General features: G+C 30.0%; 17 protein-coding genes. 3 read left to right on the top strand and 14 right to left on the bottom strand.

Annotated features, from left to right (window positions below):
- Position 1 precedes the first annotated feature (1 nt).
- From ACX6CF_RS16195 to ACX6CF_RS16170, 6 genes are all read right to left on the bottom strand, one after another.
- Positions 2-448, bottom strand: coding sequence for a histidine kinase (locus tag ACX6CF_RS16195; protein WP_458786391.1), 447 nt, complete (start codon positions 446-448; stop codon positions 2-4).
- Between the two features lie 211 nt (positions 449-659).
- Entirely contained in the window at positions 660-1,826 is a 1,167-nt protein-coding gene (locus tag ACX6CF_RS16190; protein ID WP_458786390.1) for a uroporphyrinogen decarboxylase family protein, read from the bottom strand.
- Positions 1,827-1,844: 18 nt separating this feature from the next.
- On the bottom strand, positions 1,845-2,804 hold the full coding sequence (locus ACX6CF_RS16185) for an ABC transporter permease (RefSeq protein ID WP_458786389.1): 960 nt from the start codon (positions 2,802-2,804) through the stop codon (positions 1,845-1,847).
- A 20-nt stretch (positions 2,805-2,824) separates the two neighbouring features.
- Positions 2,825-4,267 carry a sugar ABC transporter ATP-binding protein gene (locus tag ACX6CF_RS16180; protein WP_458786388.1) on the bottom strand — a complete coding sequence of 481 codons (1,443 nt, stop codon included), beginning with the start codon at positions 4,265-4,267 and terminating at the stop codon, positions 2,825-2,827.
- Positions 4,268-4,473: 206 nt separating this feature from the next.
- Positions 4,474-5,478, bottom strand: coding sequence for a substrate-binding domain-containing protein (locus tag ACX6CF_RS16175; RefSeq protein ID WP_458786387.1), 1,005 nt, complete (start codon positions 5,476-5,478; stop codon positions 4,474-4,476).
- Positions 5,479-5,667: 189 nt separating this feature from the next.
- A complete protein-coding gene (locus ACX6CF_RS16170) occupies positions 5,668-6,531 on the bottom strand; it encodes a helix-turn-helix domain-containing protein (protein WP_458786386.1) in 864 nt (287 codons plus the stop codon).
- Positions 6,532-6,673: 142 nt separating this feature from the next.
- Between ACX6CF_RS16170 and ACX6CF_RS16165 the strand changes: the two genes are divergently transcribed.
- The gene (locus tag ACX6CF_RS16165) at positions 6,674-8,074 is read left to right on the top strand and encodes a sulfatase (RefSeq protein WP_458786385.1); all 1,401 of its coding nucleotides are present in this window, start codon (positions 6,674-6,676) and stop codon (positions 8,072-8,074) included.
- A 103-nt stretch (positions 8,075-8,177) separates the two neighbouring features.
- Here the strand turns inward: ACX6CF_RS16165 and ACX6CF_RS16160 are convergent, their stop codons facing one another.
- Together ACX6CF_RS16160 and ACX6CF_RS16155 are read right to left on the bottom strand one after the other, a co-directional pair.
- On the bottom strand, positions 8,178-8,714 hold the full coding sequence (locus tag ACX6CF_RS16160; protein WP_458786384.1) for a DUF2812 domain-containing protein: 537 nt from the start codon (positions 8,712-8,714) through the stop codon (positions 8,178-8,180).
- The gene (locus ACX6CF_RS16155; RefSeq protein WP_458786383.1) at positions 8,707-9,042 is read right to left on the bottom strand and encodes a PadR family transcriptional regulator; all 336 of its coding nucleotides are present in this window, start codon (positions 9,040-9,042) and stop codon (positions 8,707-8,709) included. Before ACX6CF_RS16155 ends, ACX6CF_RS16160 begins: the two co-directional genes overlap by 8 nt.
- A gap of 221 nt (positions 9,043-9,263) precedes the next feature.
- Here ACX6CF_RS16155 and ACX6CF_RS16150 point away from each other — a divergent pair, with 221 nt between their 5' ends.
- Positions 9,264-9,497, top strand: a complete 234-nt coding sequence (locus ACX6CF_RS16150; protein ID WP_458786466.1) for a helix-turn-helix domain-containing protein — start codon at positions 9,264-9,266, stop codon at positions 9,495-9,497.
- Positions 9,498-9,508: 11 nt separating this feature from the next.
- Here the strand turns inward: ACX6CF_RS16150 and ACX6CF_RS16145 are convergent, their stop codons facing one another.
- A complete protein-coding gene (locus tag ACX6CF_RS16145) occupies positions 9,509-10,345 on the bottom strand; it encodes a MerR family transcriptional regulator (protein ID WP_458786382.1) in 837 nt (278 codons plus the stop codon).
- A 113-nt stretch (positions 10,346-10,458) separates the two neighbouring features.
- Between ACX6CF_RS16145 and ACX6CF_RS16140 the strand changes: the two genes are divergently transcribed.
- Complete coding sequence (locus ACX6CF_RS16140) at positions 10,459-11,814, top strand: MATE family efflux transporter (protein WP_458786381.1); 1,356 nt, start codon at positions 10,459-10,461, stop codon at positions 11,812-11,814.
- Between the two features lie 64 nt (positions 11,815-11,878).
- On the opposite strand, the gene ACX6CF_RS16135 is transcribed toward ACX6CF_RS16140, so the two are convergent.
- The 5 genes from ACX6CF_RS16135 to ACX6CF_RS16115 all read right to left on the bottom strand — a co-directional run bounded on the left by ACX6CF_RS16135 (position 11,879) and on the right by ACX6CF_RS16115 (position 16,877).
- Positions 11,879-12,028 (bottom strand): hypothetical protein, encoded by a 150-nt coding sequence (locus ACX6CF_RS16135; RefSeq protein ID WP_458786380.1) that lies wholly within the window; start codon positions 12,026-12,028, stop codon positions 11,879-11,881.
- A gap of 58 nt (positions 12,029-12,086) precedes the next feature.
- Complete coding sequence (locus ACX6CF_RS16130; RefSeq protein WP_458786379.1) at positions 12,087-12,287, bottom strand: hypothetical protein; 201 nt, start codon at positions 12,285-12,287, stop codon at positions 12,087-12,089.
- A gap of 212 nt (positions 12,288-12,499) precedes the next feature.
- Positions 12,500-12,949, bottom strand: coding sequence for a hypothetical protein (locus ACX6CF_RS16125; RefSeq protein ID WP_458786378.1), 450 nt, complete (start codon positions 12,947-12,949; stop codon positions 12,500-12,502).
- Positions 12,949-14,583 (bottom strand): hypothetical protein, encoded by a 1,635-nt coding sequence (locus tag ACX6CF_RS16120; protein ID WP_458786377.1) that lies wholly within the window; start codon positions 14,581-14,583, stop codon positions 12,949-12,951. Before ACX6CF_RS16120 ends, ACX6CF_RS16125 begins: the two co-directional genes overlap by 1 nt.
- Positions 14,584-14,825: 242 nt before the next feature.
- Positions 14,826-16,877 (bottom strand): transglutaminase domain-containing protein, encoded by a 2,052-nt coding sequence (locus ACX6CF_RS16115; protein ID WP_458786376.1) that lies wholly within the window; start codon positions 16,875-16,877, stop codon positions 14,826-14,828.
- Between the last annotated feature and the right edge of the window lie 33 nt (positions 16,878-16,910).

The following is a 16,910-nucleotide window of genomic DNA, read 5'->3' as shown; positions in this document are numbered from 1 at the left end:
TCTATACCTCTTCATTCAGCTTACATTCATAGCTTTTTATTTCTTCATTACTTTGTGATTCCACCAACAATGTAATAGGTTCATCAATTTCTACAGAAATATTATAGGTAGTATATTTATCTCTATCATTTTTATGCTCTTGTATAATCTTATCTACATAACTTATGATACTGAATTTATGTATTTGTATATCTTTTCTTTCATTAGTTCCTAAAAATCGCAGATCACAAATATTACCATGTTTCATTTTCATGATAAAAAAATAATCCTGCAATATATTTATTTCTTGATTAAGGCTTACATATTCTTTATCATTGCCATAGTATTTAAGTATTCTATCTAATCTTTGTAATAGCTCCAATGTCCCAGGAGCTTCTTCAACATAGCTCATTTCACATGCATTAATCAATATATGATGCGTAAATTCTAAAAATCTTTCTGTCAACATGGTTTCACCCCGCTAATATTTATATACATATATTGTATCAATGGTTATTATAAAATACAACGAACGGGAAAAAATATTAGATTATTAACAAAAAATAGAACAAACCATAATTACATACAATTGTTCTATTCATTGTTAACTCTAAATTTTACATATATTACATGTAACATATTCTACGTACTACATTTGTCACAATAACATCTAGGTTCAATCAATATTTACCATATTCTTGTAAAGTTTCCCACATAGCCATAAAATTTTCTGGTGGTACATCTCCTTGAACATTATGTACCGCAGAAAATACAAATCCTCCGTCTTTTGCTAAATCCTCTATTCGTTTCTTGACTTCATCCCTAACTTGCTCAGGTGTACCGAATGGCAATACTTGTTGAGTATCGACTCCACCACCCCAGAAAGTGATATCTTTTCCAAATTCTCTTTTCAATACTTTGGTATCCATATCACTAGCATTGACTTGTACTGGATTCAATATATCAACACCTTCATCTATTAAATAAGGAATTAGAGGTTTGCAGGCACCACATGTATGATAAAAAATATAGACCTTCTTCTTTGCTTTCTTCTTTATGAATTCAAATAACTTCTTGTGATATGGATGTACTAATCTCTTATACATATCTACCGAACAAAGCAAACTATTCTGTGTTGCCAAATCATCAGCCTCAGATACTATCAATACGTTCTCGCCGACTTCTTCTAATGCTCTCTCCCAATACTGCATTTTTAATTCTGTAATTTTATTCATTAGAGAATGAGCATATTTTTCATTGATTGCCATATCAATAAAGAACTTTTCATAGCCGGACATCCAAAGTGCAGTTTCCCATATACCAGCATATTGTCTACCTAATATATAAGCTTTTTTATCTTCATAAACATATTTATCTGCCTTTTCCTTCATGTTCTTGAATCTACCTTCATCTATTGGATCAGGCCAAGGGAAACTATCAATGTCTGTAATAGAATTCGAATCAGTTAGAGAACCTTTTACCATGTCATAGTATAATCCTTGATTCATAGGCATTTTCCATTCAATTCCCCATTCATCCACTCTCTTATAATATTTCCCATCTATTACAGGTGCCTTGTATAATCCAATTTTAGTAGGAGGTAATGGGTCTACACAACGTACATCTACCTTAAGTCTTTTATTCATATCCTCATCTATTCTTGCAAGTTGCTGCATTTCATCTAATATATCAATTTCTTTGTGAGGCATTTTCAGATAATCTCTCAAATTAAAATAACATACCTTATTCATTCCTGTTAAAACACTTCCACCAATATCAAAAGGAATTCTATCTGGTTCTTTATGTTCCAATGTTCTTTTTATTCTTTCAAAACTTGTATATGACATAGTATAACCTCCTCATTATTATTTATCTTTTTTTCGTTCTTTTCTTACTTTCCCCGCCTGATCAATGAGTACTGCTATAAGTAATGTAGCACCGATGACAAATGTCTGCCAATAAACATCAACTCCAAGTAAAGTAAGAGCATTAGTTATTAGGGCCATTAGAACAGCACCAAAAAATGCACCGACTACTGTTCCTTCACCACCACTTAAGCTGGCTCCACCAATGATAACAGCCGTTATAACTCTAAGTTCCAACCCTGTACCAGCTGTTACAGAAGCTGCACCCAACCTAGATGCCATAACTATTCCTGCAAATCCAGCTAATAAACCAGTTAATGAATAATTCAATATTTTCATTTTGCTAGCTTTGATTCCTGATAATATTGCAGCTTTTTCATTTCCACCGATATAATAGTTTTGTCTAAAAAATCTAGATTTACGAAGCAAAATATCTCCTATGATTACAAGAATGATTGCGTACCATATTGGTGCCTGTATACCTAATAATTTACTTTGTCCTATAGCTTTGAAGGTTCTACCTAACCCAGTAATGTTTTGTCCTTTTGTTAAAATTAGAGTTAATCCTCTAAATAAACTTAAGCTAGCTAATGTTGTAACGAAAGGGTTAATACCTATTTTAGAAATGATAAATCCATTAAAACACCCTATTGCCCCTCCAATAATAAGTCCTATAAGTACTGCCAGTACAACGGGTATTCCTGCTCTTATGGTTAATGCTACAACTGCACCTACAAATCCCACAACAGATCCAACTGACATATCAAAGCCACCACTAACCATTAGATTAGCCATTGCCACTGCAATAATAGTTTCTAATGATAAGCCCAGTAAAAGAGCTAATATATTACCTGTGTTCAAAAAATAAGGTGATGCAAAACTCATAGCAATAAAAATTACAAATACTATAGAAAAAATCATGAATTCTCTCATTTTTGTAATTCGTTTTATGACTTCCATAAACTCACTCTCCTTCAAAATTATTTATCTACTCCTGTAGCCAATGCTATTACATTTTCTTCATCCGCTTCTTCTTTAGACAATTCACCAACGATATGACCTTCTTTCATAACAATGATTCGATCACTAATACCTAATACTTCTGGCAAATCAGAAGAAATGACTATAACCGCTGTTCCTTTACTAGCTAATTCTCTTAGTAATTCATATATTTCGCTTTTAGCTCCAACGTCAACACCTCTTGTAGGTTCATCAACAATTAATACTTTTGGATGGATACCGAACCACATCCCTAATAAAACTTTTTGTTGGTTACCTCCTGATAGATTAGATACGTTACGATCTGCATTAGGTGTTACAACACCAAATTCTTTTATGTATCCCTCTACAGATCTATTGACTTTATTGTCCTTGATAAAGATTCCTGAAGTAAAATCATCTAATTTATTGGATATAAAATTAGATTTGATTGAAAAATCTAGATACAGTCCCTGTGTCTTTCTATCTTCTGTTAGATAACTGATTTTATGTTTTATGGCATCACTTGGAGATTTTATCCTCAATTTCTTTCCTTCCAGATATATCTCACCACTATCAATTGGTTCAGCACCAAATATTCCTCTTCCAATTTCAGTACGTCCAGCTCCAACCAATCCAGCAAATCCAACAATCTCACCTTGTTTCACCAAAAAATTAATATCATGGTATGTATCTTTTTTTGATATATTCTTAACCTCAAAAATGGTATCTCCAATTTTTGGGTCTTCTTTTCTTTCTCCATACATATTTACAATTTCTCTACCTACCATATTCCTTATCAAAAAATCTTCATCTATGTCTTTTACATTCGCATTACAAATGTATTTTCCATCCCTTAATATGGTTACTGAATCAGCTATTTCAAATATTTCATGAAGATGATGGGAAATATATATAAATGAAATTCCTTTCTTCTTCAGCATACGAATATTATCAAATAGTCTATTGACTTCTATTTCCGTTAACGAAGAGGTGGGTTCATCCAAAATCAATATTTTGGGATTAAAAGAAATAGCTTTCAATATTTCAACGACCTGCTGATTTGCTATAGATAAGTTTTTAACTAACATCATTGGATCAATATAATCAATGTCGAATAATTTTAACATCTTTTTAGTTTTCAGTATAAGTTCCTTTTTCTTGATTAACTTCAACTTACCCACAGGTTGACGATTAGCTAAGATATTTTCTGCAACACTTAAGTTAGGTACTAAACTTAATTCTTGATATACTACACTGATTCCTTTTGAATTAGCATCATGAGCAGAATCAAAGTGGACTCTTTCACCTTCTATTAGAATCTCACCTTCATCTGGCTTGTGAATACCACCTAACGTAAGCATCAAAGTACTTTTTCCTGCTCCATTTTCACCTACCAAAGCATGAACTTCGCCTTTTTCAATCTTCAAGTCTACTTGTTCCAAAGCTCTCACTCCAGGAAAATTTTTAATGATTCCTTTGGTTTCCAATATATATTCAAGCAATATTTCACCAACTTTCTATTTATATGGGGCTGTCATTCAAAACATATTTTTAACGTAGTTATCAGATAAAAAATGTATTTTGACACAGCCCCTATAGTTATCTATTATAATTTTAATATAAAACTGTATAATTCTTAATTATTGTATTACCTCATAAAATGTTTATAGTTCTCTTTATCCACAATAACAACTCCAGTATCAACCATTGTTGGTACTCCAAGTACTCCAGCAGCTTTATTGTCACTGGTTATTTCTACATTACTATTATTTAAATTGAATAATAGCTGAGTTGCATAATATGGCATTAATGCTGTTTGTTGAGCTACTGATGCTGTAATGACACCTTCTTCAATTGCTTCTAATACTTCATTACCTCTATCCATAGCAATTATTTTAACTTTTCCTTGAAGACCTGCTTCTCTAACAGCTGTTGCTGCGCCAGAACCACCAGCTGCCTCTACACATGCGATACCTGCCAGATCAGGATATTTTTGTAATAATGTTGCTGCTGCTTGAGCTGCCACTACTGGGTCAGATTGTGTATCAGCTATTTGAACTACTTCAATATCTGCATATTGTTCAAAAGCTCTCTTATAACCTTCAACACGTTCTTCCAAATTGGATTGACCAGGTTTAGTCATAATAGCAATTTTACCCTTTTTACCTATTTCTTCTGCTAAGTAATTTCCTCCAGTCATACCAGCATTTATATTACCTGTTCCTACAAATGCTAATCTTTTTGAATCTGGAAGATCCGCATCAACTGTAACTACTGGTATACCTTCTTCAATTGCCTTATCTACTATTGAATTCAAAGATGGTTCAAAACCAACAACAACAATACCATTAGGTTTCTTGGATATAGCTTGTTCAAAAGCCGCCACCATAGCATTCATGTCATATTCAGCAGGTCCCACATATTCAGTCCTTACACCTAATTCTTCTCCTGCTTTTTTCATACCCATCTTATGGTCATAAAAATAATCTAAATTACCTAATGCTGAAACTTCAATGTACAATTGATCTTCATAACTTTTTTGAGCTTCATTTGAAGTTGCATTTGTACCTGATTCTTCTTTTTTCTCTGCTTTACAACCAGCAAAAGATAATACCATAGCAATGACTAAGAGTACAGTTATAATTTTCTTCATAAAAAATTCCCCCTTGGAATAGTATTTTTTATTACATAAAGAATTATATAATAATAACTATAGTATTTGAGGGATTTATTTTTAATAAACATAGTATATTTTTAATCTGATAATTTTTTACTTGATTAAGCTCATTCAAACTATTTAAAAAAATGCTATAAACAAAAAAAATGCTATTTTCTATATAGACTAATTCTTACCATTGGCTCTATATAAAGATGGCGGGTATCCTCTCTTCTCTTTATACTGTTTAGAAAAACTATAGGGATCACTGTATCCTAATAGTTGGGATATTTCCTTGATAGTATATTCAGTCTTCATAAGTAGACGTTCTGCTTCTTCAAGACGCATATTAATCATATATGCTTTTGGATATAGTCCATATTCTGCTTTAAATAGCTTTCTAAAATAATTTCTACTAAGACCTGCTATATGACATAGTTCATCTAGTGCTATGTGTCTGTGAATATTGAGCTGTATATGTTCTACCGTTTTTCTTAATCTCTTATCTATATTTCTGGGAACTTGTAATGACATGATATTCTCAGCTAATTCATATAATATCTGTTCTAGAATGGACATAGCAATTTTCTTACCATGTGTTTTAGTAGGGTTATGATAATTGTTGATTAAAGCAGTCAGGTAATTATGAAATATACTGTGATTATCTAGAATTGAAAAACCAAAAGGTTCTTTTACTTCTATAGGCTCATTAGTATTGTTATTAACCATATTAAACCTCAGCAGTATCATATGAGGTAAATCCAGCTTATTAAGAGTCCTGCCATGACAATATCCTGTAGAAAATAAATATATTTTACCTGTTTTCATTATATCTCTGTAATTATTTAGTCCATAATTATAACTCCCTGAACCTCTTCTCACATAAGCAAGATGAAAATCTGGATTGACCCTATTTTTGAAATCCCAATCTATAGGAAGTCTAAAATCATTACATGCATTTATCTGCATATGATAATCATTCATATATACATCTAGCATATTATTCATCAAACTACTTATATTTTTAAAATCCGTATTACTTTTTAACATTCTATATCACCTTTTAACATGTTAATGATTATATCGTAATGCTATAATTATACTACTTATATTATAATCTCCATAAAACCAGTATTACTTTTTACCATTGTTTTCTATATCTATTATACTAATAATAAGGAGTGAAATCAATATGACAACAGCAAGTAACCCTAATATAATATTTATACTCATTGATGATATGGGCTATAAAGATCTAAGCTGTTATGACAGCTCATTTTATGAAACACCATTCATAGATTCATTGGCTCACGAAGGAATGTTATTTACTGATGGTTATGCATCTTGCCCCGTATGTTCACCTTCTAGAGCCAGTATCATGTCAGGCAAATACCCAGCTAACATTGGTATAACCGATTGGATTGATCATAGCAAAAAATGTCATCCTGCTCATGGTATTTCAGTTGATGCACCTTACATCGACCACTTGCCTCCCCATGAAATCAGCATAGCTGAAGCTCTAAGAAATGAAGGCTATCAAACTTGGCATGTTGGTAAATGGCATCTTGGCAAAGAACCTTATTACCCTGAGAAGCATGGATTTCAAGTCAATATTGGCGGTTGTTATTATGGTAATCCCTATAATGGTTATTTTAGCCCTTATGACATCCCCACACTTGAAAATGGTCCAGAGGGTGAGTATCTTACAGATCGGCTAACAGATGAAACCATACAACTAATTAAAAATAGAGATACCTCTAGTCCCTTCTATCTTAATCTTTGCTACTATGCAGTGCATACACCTATACAAGCAAAGGAGAATCAAATACATAAGTATAAACAAAAACGAAGATCATTAGGTATAGACAAGAAAGATGAGTTAATAGTTGGAGAACATTTTCCTTGCTACCATAAAAGAGATAAACAAGTAACAAGAAGAGTCATTCAAGGAGATGCCAGTTATGCAGCTATGATAGAAAATCTTGATTGGAATGTTGGCCGTCTATTGTCTACTCTAAAAAAAGCAGGCATTGATGAAGATACTTTAATCATTTTCACATCAGACAACGGTGGTCTATCAACGGCTGAGGGTTCACCTACATGTAATGCTCCACTAAACGAAGGTAAAGGATGGATGTATGAAGGTGGTGTAAGAGTGCCTCTGTTGGTAAGATGGCCTAATGTCATAGCTCCTGAAAGTATATGTAATGAACCTGTAACCAGTCCTGATTTCTATCCTACATTACTAGAAGCTTCCAATAGTCCACTTATGCCAAAGCAACATCAAGATGGTATTAGCTTATTGCCACTTCTAGAAGGTGGAGACAAAGTTGAACGTGAAGCTCTTTACTGGCATTATCCACATTACGGGAATCAAGGCGGAACCCCTGGTTCTTCAATTAGAATGGGTAACTATAAATTAATTGAGTTTTTTGAAACTGGTAAATGTGAATTATATGACTTGAATGAAGATATAAGCGAAGAGCATAATCTAATAGATGAATTACCTGAAAAAGCATCTTTACTGAAAGACAAACTGGAAAAATGGAGATTCAAAATGGAAGCTAAGATTCCAATAGTTTATGAAGAGTAATATAGAACAAAAGAGACAACGCCTAGTTCTCCATAAGAGAATTTATCCATTAGCAAATCAGGGTATAAGTATAGATAATAACTCTATACAATACCCTGTTTTATTATTCATGCAACTTCATATGTTTACGTATTTTCTTTATTTTGAGATACGTCTTTGAACCATATATAATAAAAAAGAATAGAAGTATTACATATAATGCATCAACAATTTTTAAGAAAACTCCTCCTTCATTAAATGTCATATTCATTAAGTTGATGAAATTAACAAATAATAAAGGAGCTAACCCCAACTGTAAGAAGAAAATGCGTCTGAAATGCTTTAATTTACTATCCAAATCAGTAAAAAGATCAAATGAACCTTTTCCTTTCTCCTTCCTAAGATAAACCCACCTTGCCCATGAAGCTACATGCTCTATGTCTGTATCTGCTAGGAAATCTAAGTAGCTTCTACTTTCATTATTGGTAGTCATGTTTTCTAACAATTCAATTCTATAAGTGTAAATATTAGGTTCACCAATGGTAAATATATAAAACAGAAAACAATATCTAAGGAAATGATAGCCTCTACTTTCCATCTCATTAAGCCATTTTTCTTCTTTTTCATAATCCATAAAATATCTAAAAGCTAGCTTAGTCATGATTATTACCTCCTAAAATGTCTTCACCTAATTTGGTAAGATGTTGTAAACGCAATAATTCTTGATTAGCTATATGCAAACCTTGTTTTGTGATTACATATTCCTTTTTTTTTCGACTAGTACCTTCTTGGTGATATATTTTTATCCAGTCTTTCTTAAGCAAAGTATTAATAGCACCATATAGGGTACCACTTCCTAATTGTACACTTCCATCACTTATTTCACTAATATGCTGCATAATACCGTAACCATGAAGAGGTGTTTTTAACGTTAGTAAAATATAGAATACAGCCTCAGTCAATGCCATTCTTTCATTACTCTCTGGCACAATAATACCTCCATTCATATATAATTATCTATATGTCGTCTTACGACATATCGTCTGATGACATAATTATATCAGTTGCCGACATATTAGTCAAGAAATATTTTTACTAAATTGCTATATGATTTCCATTTCATCTCTACTTGGTAAATCTGGAAAATGATTAGTTGGTAATGTCTGATACCAATAGGCTACAGAAGCCATATCATCTTGTCTAGAAAGATATCTTCCAGCCCTTTCCTAAGTCTCTAGCACATTATTCTCCTGAAACATATGGTATGACTCCTATTCATTTTCATCAGTTCATTAGAATTGAAAGAGCCAAAGAGATGATTAAACTCACTGATTATTCTTTAACAGAAATTGCTGATATATTTGGTTTTAGTAGTATACATTCATTTAGTCGTACTTTTAAAAAGATTGATGGAGTTACGCCTTCTTATTATAGAAGACGTTAAATCTCTTTCTATTAAACAATTGGTACTTTTATTTCAACTAAAAACTCATTTGGATTATTTATAATAAATTCATCTATTATAGTAGTTATTACTATATCCCCTCTTATGTTTATTTTATTATCACTAATGAACTCTTGGATTCTATTAAAAAAATTTCCTTCTGATTTGTGTGAACCTTTGTGATAGGCAACTAAACATTTTCCTAATGGATATTTCTCAACATTTTCATCATCCATAAAATTTCTATCTATAGGCAATAATATTTTTTCAGCAAATTCCATCTCCTCTTGATTTGTTCTATTCAGAAAATCATAATTATAAATCAATAGAATATCCTTATTATGACCTATCTCTGAATACTTAGGATATCTCTTAGTAAGTTCACCTAATTTTTTCTCAAATTCGAACCAATCATTTGCTGTTTTACATTCCCCAATTACACCATATACATCCTCACACTCTTTAATCTCTATATTACTACCATTGATTTTATATAAATTCCTTTTATCTTCAATACCTTGTATGATTATTTCCATATTCTTTAGTATTGCTTGTTTTCTTCTTATTTCTTCTTTAAATATATCCTTTTTGCTTTTTAATATATTTAATGATTCATCTATATCTGTAATTTCCTTGAACTCCTTCATTTCTTTTAATGAAAACCCAATCATTCTGAAAAATTTTATGCAATCCACATCCATGAATTGCTCTATACTATAATATCTATATCCATTTGTTTTATCTATTATCTCTGGTGATAACAATTCTAATTTATCATAATATCTAAGTGTTTGTGCATCAATATCTTTTATTTTGGCTACTTCTCCAATTCTATATTTTTTCTTCATATTATCACTCCTACCCACATTTAATTTATTTTTTGCATAACTAACCATTGACCTTATAGTAATAATAAGGTTTATACTATAGCTTGTCAATAAACGCTAAAGGAGAATTACATATGAATAAAGATTTTACTAAAATCGATTTAAAAAATTATTTGAAGTTTGTGTTTCCTACTATTATTTCCATGGTATTCATATCCATATATACTATGACTGATGGTATTTTTGTATCTAATAGGTTAGGAAGCACTGCTCTCGCTGCTCTTAACATAACTATACCTGCCTTCAATTTTATATTCGGCAGTATCTTTATGGTTGTTATTGGGGCATCAGCTATCATTGGAATAAATCTTGGAGCAAAGGATATAGAACAAGCCAACAAAAACTTTAGCAGTATGATATATGTACTAGTTTTTATTTGCTTCTTTTATCTATTTATAGGAATTTTCTTTACAGACCAAATAGTAAGAATATTAGGTGCCAAAGGAGAAATGATTCCTTATGCCAAGGATTACTTATTTATCCTGTTTGTAGGATCTTTTTGTTTTGTTGGAAAACTGTTTACTGAGGTTTTTCTTAGAATAGAAGGAAAATTCAATTTGTCTTTAGCTGCAACTATAGCTGGTGGACTGGTAAATATTTTATTTGATTATATTTTTATCTATTCTTTGGATATGGGCATTAAAGGGGCAGCATTTGGAACTATACTTGGTGCTTTTACTAACGGGTTAGTTGGTATCATTTATTTTGGTTTTAAGTCATCTAAAATCCGCTTTATTTTAACTAAGATTGATTTTGGTTTTATTAGACAAGCTTTAGTCAATGGTTCATCTGAAATGGTTTCAAGTATTTCCGCCGGAATTACTACTTTCATTTTCAATATGGTTCTATTGAATCTGGTTGGTGAGTTGGGTGTTTCAAGTATATCCATCATACTCTATATCAATTTCTTATTGTCATCAATCTTTATTGGTATAGCTACAGGAATACAACCTCTGATAAGTTATAATTTTGGTGCTAATCTTATTGAAAACATTAATAAGTTGCTAAAAATATCTATTATCATTATAGGTACCATTAGTGCTTTTTCTTTCATCGTATGCAATATTTTTAGATATCAGCTTATTTCGCTTTTTGAAACTAAGAATGCAGAATTGATTAAGATGACTGCTGAAGCCTTTAAAATATTTAGTTTTACATTTTTTATCAATGGATTCAATATTCTTGGATCAGGATTTTTTACCGCATTAAATAATGGTAAATATTCAGCTATTATTTCTTTTAGCAGGTCTATCATATTTAAGATAATATTAGTTTTGATTCTTCCTTATCTTATGGGATTAAAAGGAGTATGGTTTGCAACCCCTATATCTGAGTGTTTATGTCTTTGTATGACCGTATATTTTTATAAGAAAGTCAAAAATAGAGAGCTTAATACTAACTCTCCAAAGATAAATTTTTTAATTGGGTAAAAAAAGCAATTATGATAAAGACAATAATATAACCTTAAAATAAGTTCTTAGACAATACTTGAATTTATAAAAACATCGCTACTAAATTTAAACCTGTAATAGCTTGCCCAATTTTTAAAATGATTGTTGCAAGAATTAGTACTCCTAAACCAATACCAACATACTTAATGCTTACTTTGAGTATGTTGGTTAAATCACAAAAACGACCTGCCATTTTTTTCCCTTCAAATGATGCATTTCCTAACATATATGAACATACGATAGTTGATATCTTAAAAGGATAACGTTTTCTTAATATCATAAATATCAATAGACACCATTAACTCTGCCCTATTATATTCAAAAGCGTTCACAAATCTATCATATTTAATTTTTTTAATTGTGTTATTAATAAATACTATTGAAATCAACGAAAGTGTTAATGCTATAGCTATTATTACCTTAAGTATTAAGCTAATCTGTGTAAATCTCATTTGCTACTCCTCTTGTTAATCTTATGGTATCTGTATCAGGCATATTCATATCGTTTAATCTGTTACTTTTTCAAATCTCTTCCTATAATTACCCTTTAATAATTTTCGTAATTGGTTTTGTTTGGCCCGTGATAGTTTACCCTCCCAACTTTCATCAACCTATATTCTATTTATCAATTTTACCTTGTATCAATATGTACCTCATACTATCTCTAGTTTTTCACACGTTCTTTTAGTGTAAGCTCAGCTATTGCTTTTGCTTTAACCATAATTGGTTTAATTTCTTTAATCTTAGTATCATCTAAACTCTCTTTATCCTTTAATGTATCCATACAAAGTTTTAATTCATCATAGTTAAAATTAGCAGATGATAAATCAAAAAAACGGTTTGACGGATTTAAACTATTCATTTCTTGTAATAGAGATTCTATTTTTTTCATGTACTCTTCATTTTGCGATGTAACTAAAGTATTAGGTAAGTCATCAATTTTACACGAATCCAATATAGCAATATAAATTTTTAAATACCGCTGTTCGTATTTATCAAATTTATATTCTTTAAATTTTGGATTGATTAAAAATGTTATTAATACTGTAAATATAAGTAGAATATATAAAATCCATTTTTTATATTTTTTTATCATTTTTTTCCCTTTCTTCATTAAGCTATACCACCATTGTCAATATATAATTTATAAAATAGTTCGAACTCTTTTTGTTCTTTCTCTGTTTTTTCCTTATAATAATTTGCTTTAATAATTTCATGCATATTATCTAATTTATTAATATTTCGGTCATATGCATCATTCATATCTATAACATTAGATATTTGTTCGTACACTTTATAATAAAAATATTTTTCATCATTGCTAAGTTTAGAACCTACTTGTTCGTTTATCTCTTTCATTATATTGTATTTATCATTAATAAATTGTTTTCTATATCCATCAGCTTTAATTAAAAATAGATTGTATGGATTATCTTCTATAGCAGCATTAAAACATCTATTTTTAATATTTTTACTATCCGTAAAAGGATCTTTAATTTCATCCATTGTAACTTTAAATAAGAGCATAGACGGATTTATTGCAACTCCAGTCCATTCCATAAAAGCATTAAAGCTTTTAACGTCAGAATTGGATGTATATTCTGCATATTTTCCAAATACAAAATCTCTTATTCCTGAATAATTATTTATACTATTTATATTTGTAACATCATATGCTAAGTTGGCAGTATTTAATGCTGAAATAAATCCATTTACAATATGAGTATTATAGTTTTCATATAATACTGTTTCATCCATTAATTTTCTATCAAAATATGTCGACTTATTATTGAAATACTCATTTAGATAGCTAAATGTATATATTTCCGCCTTAACATCTATTATGCTGGCATTTGAATCAGGTATTGGAGGATTTGTAAAATACATATTATTTAGATCTTTATTCATTCCACTACAATATCCACTAAAATTTACATGTATGATGGACTTGTTTTTTATGTATGTATATAAGTTAATACCTTTTCCCAAATAACTATCTTCCTTAATAAACCCATTTTCCTTTAATTCATCAATCCCAATCATCTGTAACGCTTGAAAAGTAGCTCTATCTAATTGACCAGTTACCTCAATATTTAATCCTTTCTCACGAATATACTGTTGTAATTTCTTTATTCTTTCCTCATCATAAAAATATTCTTCTTTTTCTGATACCTTCCTAAAAATTCTCTCTGACTCAGACTTGCTATATGTACCTATTACTGATTCATCCAATACATCACTTTCCAACGCACTCTCATCTTCAACTACTGTCTTTGAGTAATCTTTATTATTTATACAAACCCCACTATCCTCAAAAAACTTCTTTATATGAGTTACTTTACTTATAAGTTGAGTATATAATCTTTCAAACCAGTTTTGTAAAATACTGCCACCACTTATACTTGCTTCACTGTGTTTCATTTCGGTCGTATCTGTACTACATGAATTATTATTTATATCTAATAATCCATTAAGAAGATTTTGTATCTGTTGTTCACCATCACTATATTCAGTTATTGCCTTATTAATAATTTGACTTGAATTGTAAGTACTTTCAATAATATTTTGAAAATCACTTACCAAACTATTGAATTGGTTACTGATATTATCTCTTTTTATAATATCAGTGTCAACAGAATTCTTAATAATTTTGAATCTATCAAATATATAATCTACTCTTTTATTTACCTCTTTTATATCATTTTCTTTTTCAGATAAAGCATTTAAATTGTATTTTGTTTGTCCCATAATTAGCTCCTTTCTTCATTCATTATTATATCTTTTTATAATTAATTTTCAACAAATCCTGACGAACGACACGATTTATGGGATAAAATGCATTTTTGAGTACATATTTTTCTATATATATATAATTAAAATCATATTTCCTAGACTGCTTTATAAATCTAAACCAATAAAAATACTCCTTTTATATATACTTTTTATTATTTCAACGTTTACTATAAACGGAGTATATTATTATTTTCATCTTATTTTTTTATTCTATATAAAGTATAAACATTTGTTATTTCATCTAATGACAAGCCATAATTAAATTCCATATTCTTTAAAAATCCTAAATCCAAGTCAATACCTTTATTAGCTAGTTTGAACCTGATATCATAATCATAACTATTTACTTCTGATCTACCTACAGAGTCCAAAAGATATAGTCTTAATTCTTCTGTTGACTGAATATTCATCGGATCTGTATTTTGATAATTACATGATTGTATACTACCAAGTTGTTCCCATCCATGAGTTCTCATGACTTCAAGTGGGGTTTTCATAAAATATGTATAAACTATAGAATTCTTGGCATCATCACATGTTACATCAACGTGATACCATCTATCATTAATATAAACAGCATTCCATGAATGTGAACCTACGAATGTATATCTATCAGATAATATCAGACTAGATATTCCTGCTTCATCACATAAATAATCAAATAATGTAGCATAGGCAACACAAACTCCTTTTCCTGTGTTTAATGCATGTAGAGCTACTTCAGTTGTCGTGAAACCATATTCTCCACTATACGTTATCGTCTTTGCAACATAATCATGTATTGCTTTCACCTTTTCTTCATCGGTCATCTTAGGATTAATTATTTTATTAATAATTTCTTTTACTTTTCTTCTAATTTCTTGATTAGCTGAATCACCTTTAGTAATCTTTTCAAATTTACTTTTCTTATCAACTGCTTTTGGTTCATATTTATTAATTATTGAATGATTAATCAAGTAATAATTTCTATCTTTAAAGTTTTTATTTAAATAAATTCTACACCCTTCTTTAGCAAAAATTGATATTTTGCTTTTCTTTACATCAAAATCCACATAGAACGCACCATAATCAACCATTTTAGTTGATAGATTAAAGTCTATTTCAACTATTTTTTTTGTAAAAATATCTTTTATATAATCAAAGTCCCTTATTTCATCAAGTACTATTAAGTTTCCTTCTAAAGTTATTTTAGCTGAACTCATTAGATACTCACTGGGGAATATACCCCTTATATAATAGTTATAACAATGAAAGTTATCAACATCTACGATAGCATTTTCCAACTTATAGTATTGCTTAGGCTCAAATTTATGATTAATATAACTCATATTGTCATTACTTGCATTTATAAGATATTCTGGATTAATCTTATTATAATCAAAAGCATTACATTTGCTAAAACAACCATTTACTGAAGCAATAATATGGGCCATCTCTTCACGAGTAAGCATTTTATCTAGGTCACTATATTTATCTATAAATCCAAATATATAAGCCAGTTTTACATAATCTGGATATGTATGTTTTATACTTGGTTCCTTAATAATAAACCTATCAATGTATATATCATCTTTGATTGATTCATATACCAGTTGTGAGTACTCTCCAATGGTTATATTTCTGTCAAAATCTTTTTGAAATTTTTCTGGTACTTTATTGTCTATTATTGCCTCACCTATATCAGTTCTATATTCAATTGATGGTAGGTCATATTTAAATGCTGTTAAAGCTTCTCTGTCATTTTCAATTAAAGCTTTAGCCCAGCTAAAGTTACTATCTATCGCATCTAGTACTTCCTCTAGGGATTTGCAATCCATTTTAAGGGTTATTGGCTCTTGGCTATATTGAAAAATTGTCTTCGCATTTGAAAATACATCAATTATATTTGAATAGATTTTGTTTTTTTCAGATTCATTTTGACAAAAAGTTTTTATCTCTTTATCTATGTCTTTTATTTTTTTCATGATAGATTTTTGGAACTGCATAACATCTGAATGAGAAGGTGTTATAACCTTACCTTTTATCTTAACTTCCGCATGTAATTCACCTAATGAACTAAAAGAATAGTCATACACAGTAGTATCGTTGCTTATAGCTTTGTAATTGCCTAACCTTGTTTTTATTGCTTTCTGAAAATCAATAACCTCTTCTTTTTGTAAATCTTTATTATCCGTTGATTGCTCAGCATATGCTACTACTGATAAATTTAGAGTCATTACACCTATCAATATTATTAGTAATTTTTTCATTTCTGTTGTCCTTTCTTAGTTAGTTTGATAATA

This window comes from Vallitalea sediminicola, from assembly GCF_054408565.1.
Note: the sequence above shows the minus strand (reverse complement) of the source record. Positions and strands in the feature narration are given on the sequence as shown.

What these genes read in the sequence shown, in the direction of transcription:
- ACX6CF_RS16130 (WP_458786379.1), bottom strand. Translation starts at nt 12,287, where the DNA reads ATGAGATTTACACAGATTAGCTTAATACTTAAGGTAATAATAGCTATA.
- ACX6CF_RS16195 (WP_458786391.1), bottom strand. Translation starts at nt 448, where the DNA reads ATGTTGACAGAAAGATTTTTAGAATTTACGCATCATATATTGATTAAT.
- ACX6CF_RS16160 (WP_458786384.1), bottom strand. Translation starts at nt 8,714, where the DNA reads ATGACTAAGCTAGCTTTTAGATATTTTATGGATTATGAAAAAGAAGAA.
- ACX6CF_RS16120 (WP_458786377.1), bottom strand. Translation starts at nt 14,583, where the DNA reads ATGGGACAAACAAAATACAATTTAAATGCTTTATCTGAAAAAGAAAAT.
- ACX6CF_RS16145 (WP_458786382.1), bottom strand. Translation starts at nt 10,345, where the DNA reads ATGAAGAAAAAATATAGAATTGGAGAAGTAGCCAAAATAAAAGATATT.
- ACX6CF_RS16190 (WP_458786390.1), bottom strand. Translation starts at nt 1,826, where the DNA reads ATGTCATATACAAGTTTTGAAAGAATAAAAAGAACATTGGAACATAAA.
- ACX6CF_RS16135 (WP_458786380.1), bottom strand. Translation starts at nt 12,028, where the DNA reads ATGGCAGGTCGTTTTTGTGATTTAACCAACATACTCAAAGTAAGCATT.
- ACX6CF_RS16175 (WP_458786387.1), bottom strand. Translation starts at nt 5,478, where the DNA reads ATGAAGAAAATTATAACTGTACTCTTAGTCATTGCTATGGTATTATCT.
- ACX6CF_RS16125 (WP_458786378.1), bottom strand. Translation starts at nt 12,949, where the DNA reads ATGAAGAAAGGGAAAAAAATGATAAAAAAATATAAAAAATGGATTTTA.
- ACX6CF_RS16185 (WP_458786389.1), bottom strand. Translation starts at nt 2,804, where the DNA reads ATGGAAGTCATAAAACGAATTACAAAAATGAGAGAATTCATGATTTTT.
- ACX6CF_RS16115 (WP_458786376.1), bottom strand. Translation starts at nt 16,877, where the DNA reads ATGAAAAAATTACTAATAATATTGATAGGTGTAATGACTCTAAATTTA.
- ACX6CF_RS16140 (WP_458786381.1), top strand. Translation starts at nt 10,459, where the DNA reads ATGAATAAAGATTTTACTAAAATCGATTTAAAAAATTATTTGAAGTTT.
- ACX6CF_RS16165 (WP_458786385.1), top strand. Translation starts at nt 6,674, where the DNA reads ATGACAACAGCAAGTAACCCTAATATAATATTTATACTCATTGATGAT.
- ACX6CF_RS16170 (WP_458786386.1), bottom strand. Translation starts at nt 6,531, where the DNA reads ATGTTAAAAAGTAATACGGATTTTAAAAATATAAGTAGTTTGATGAAT.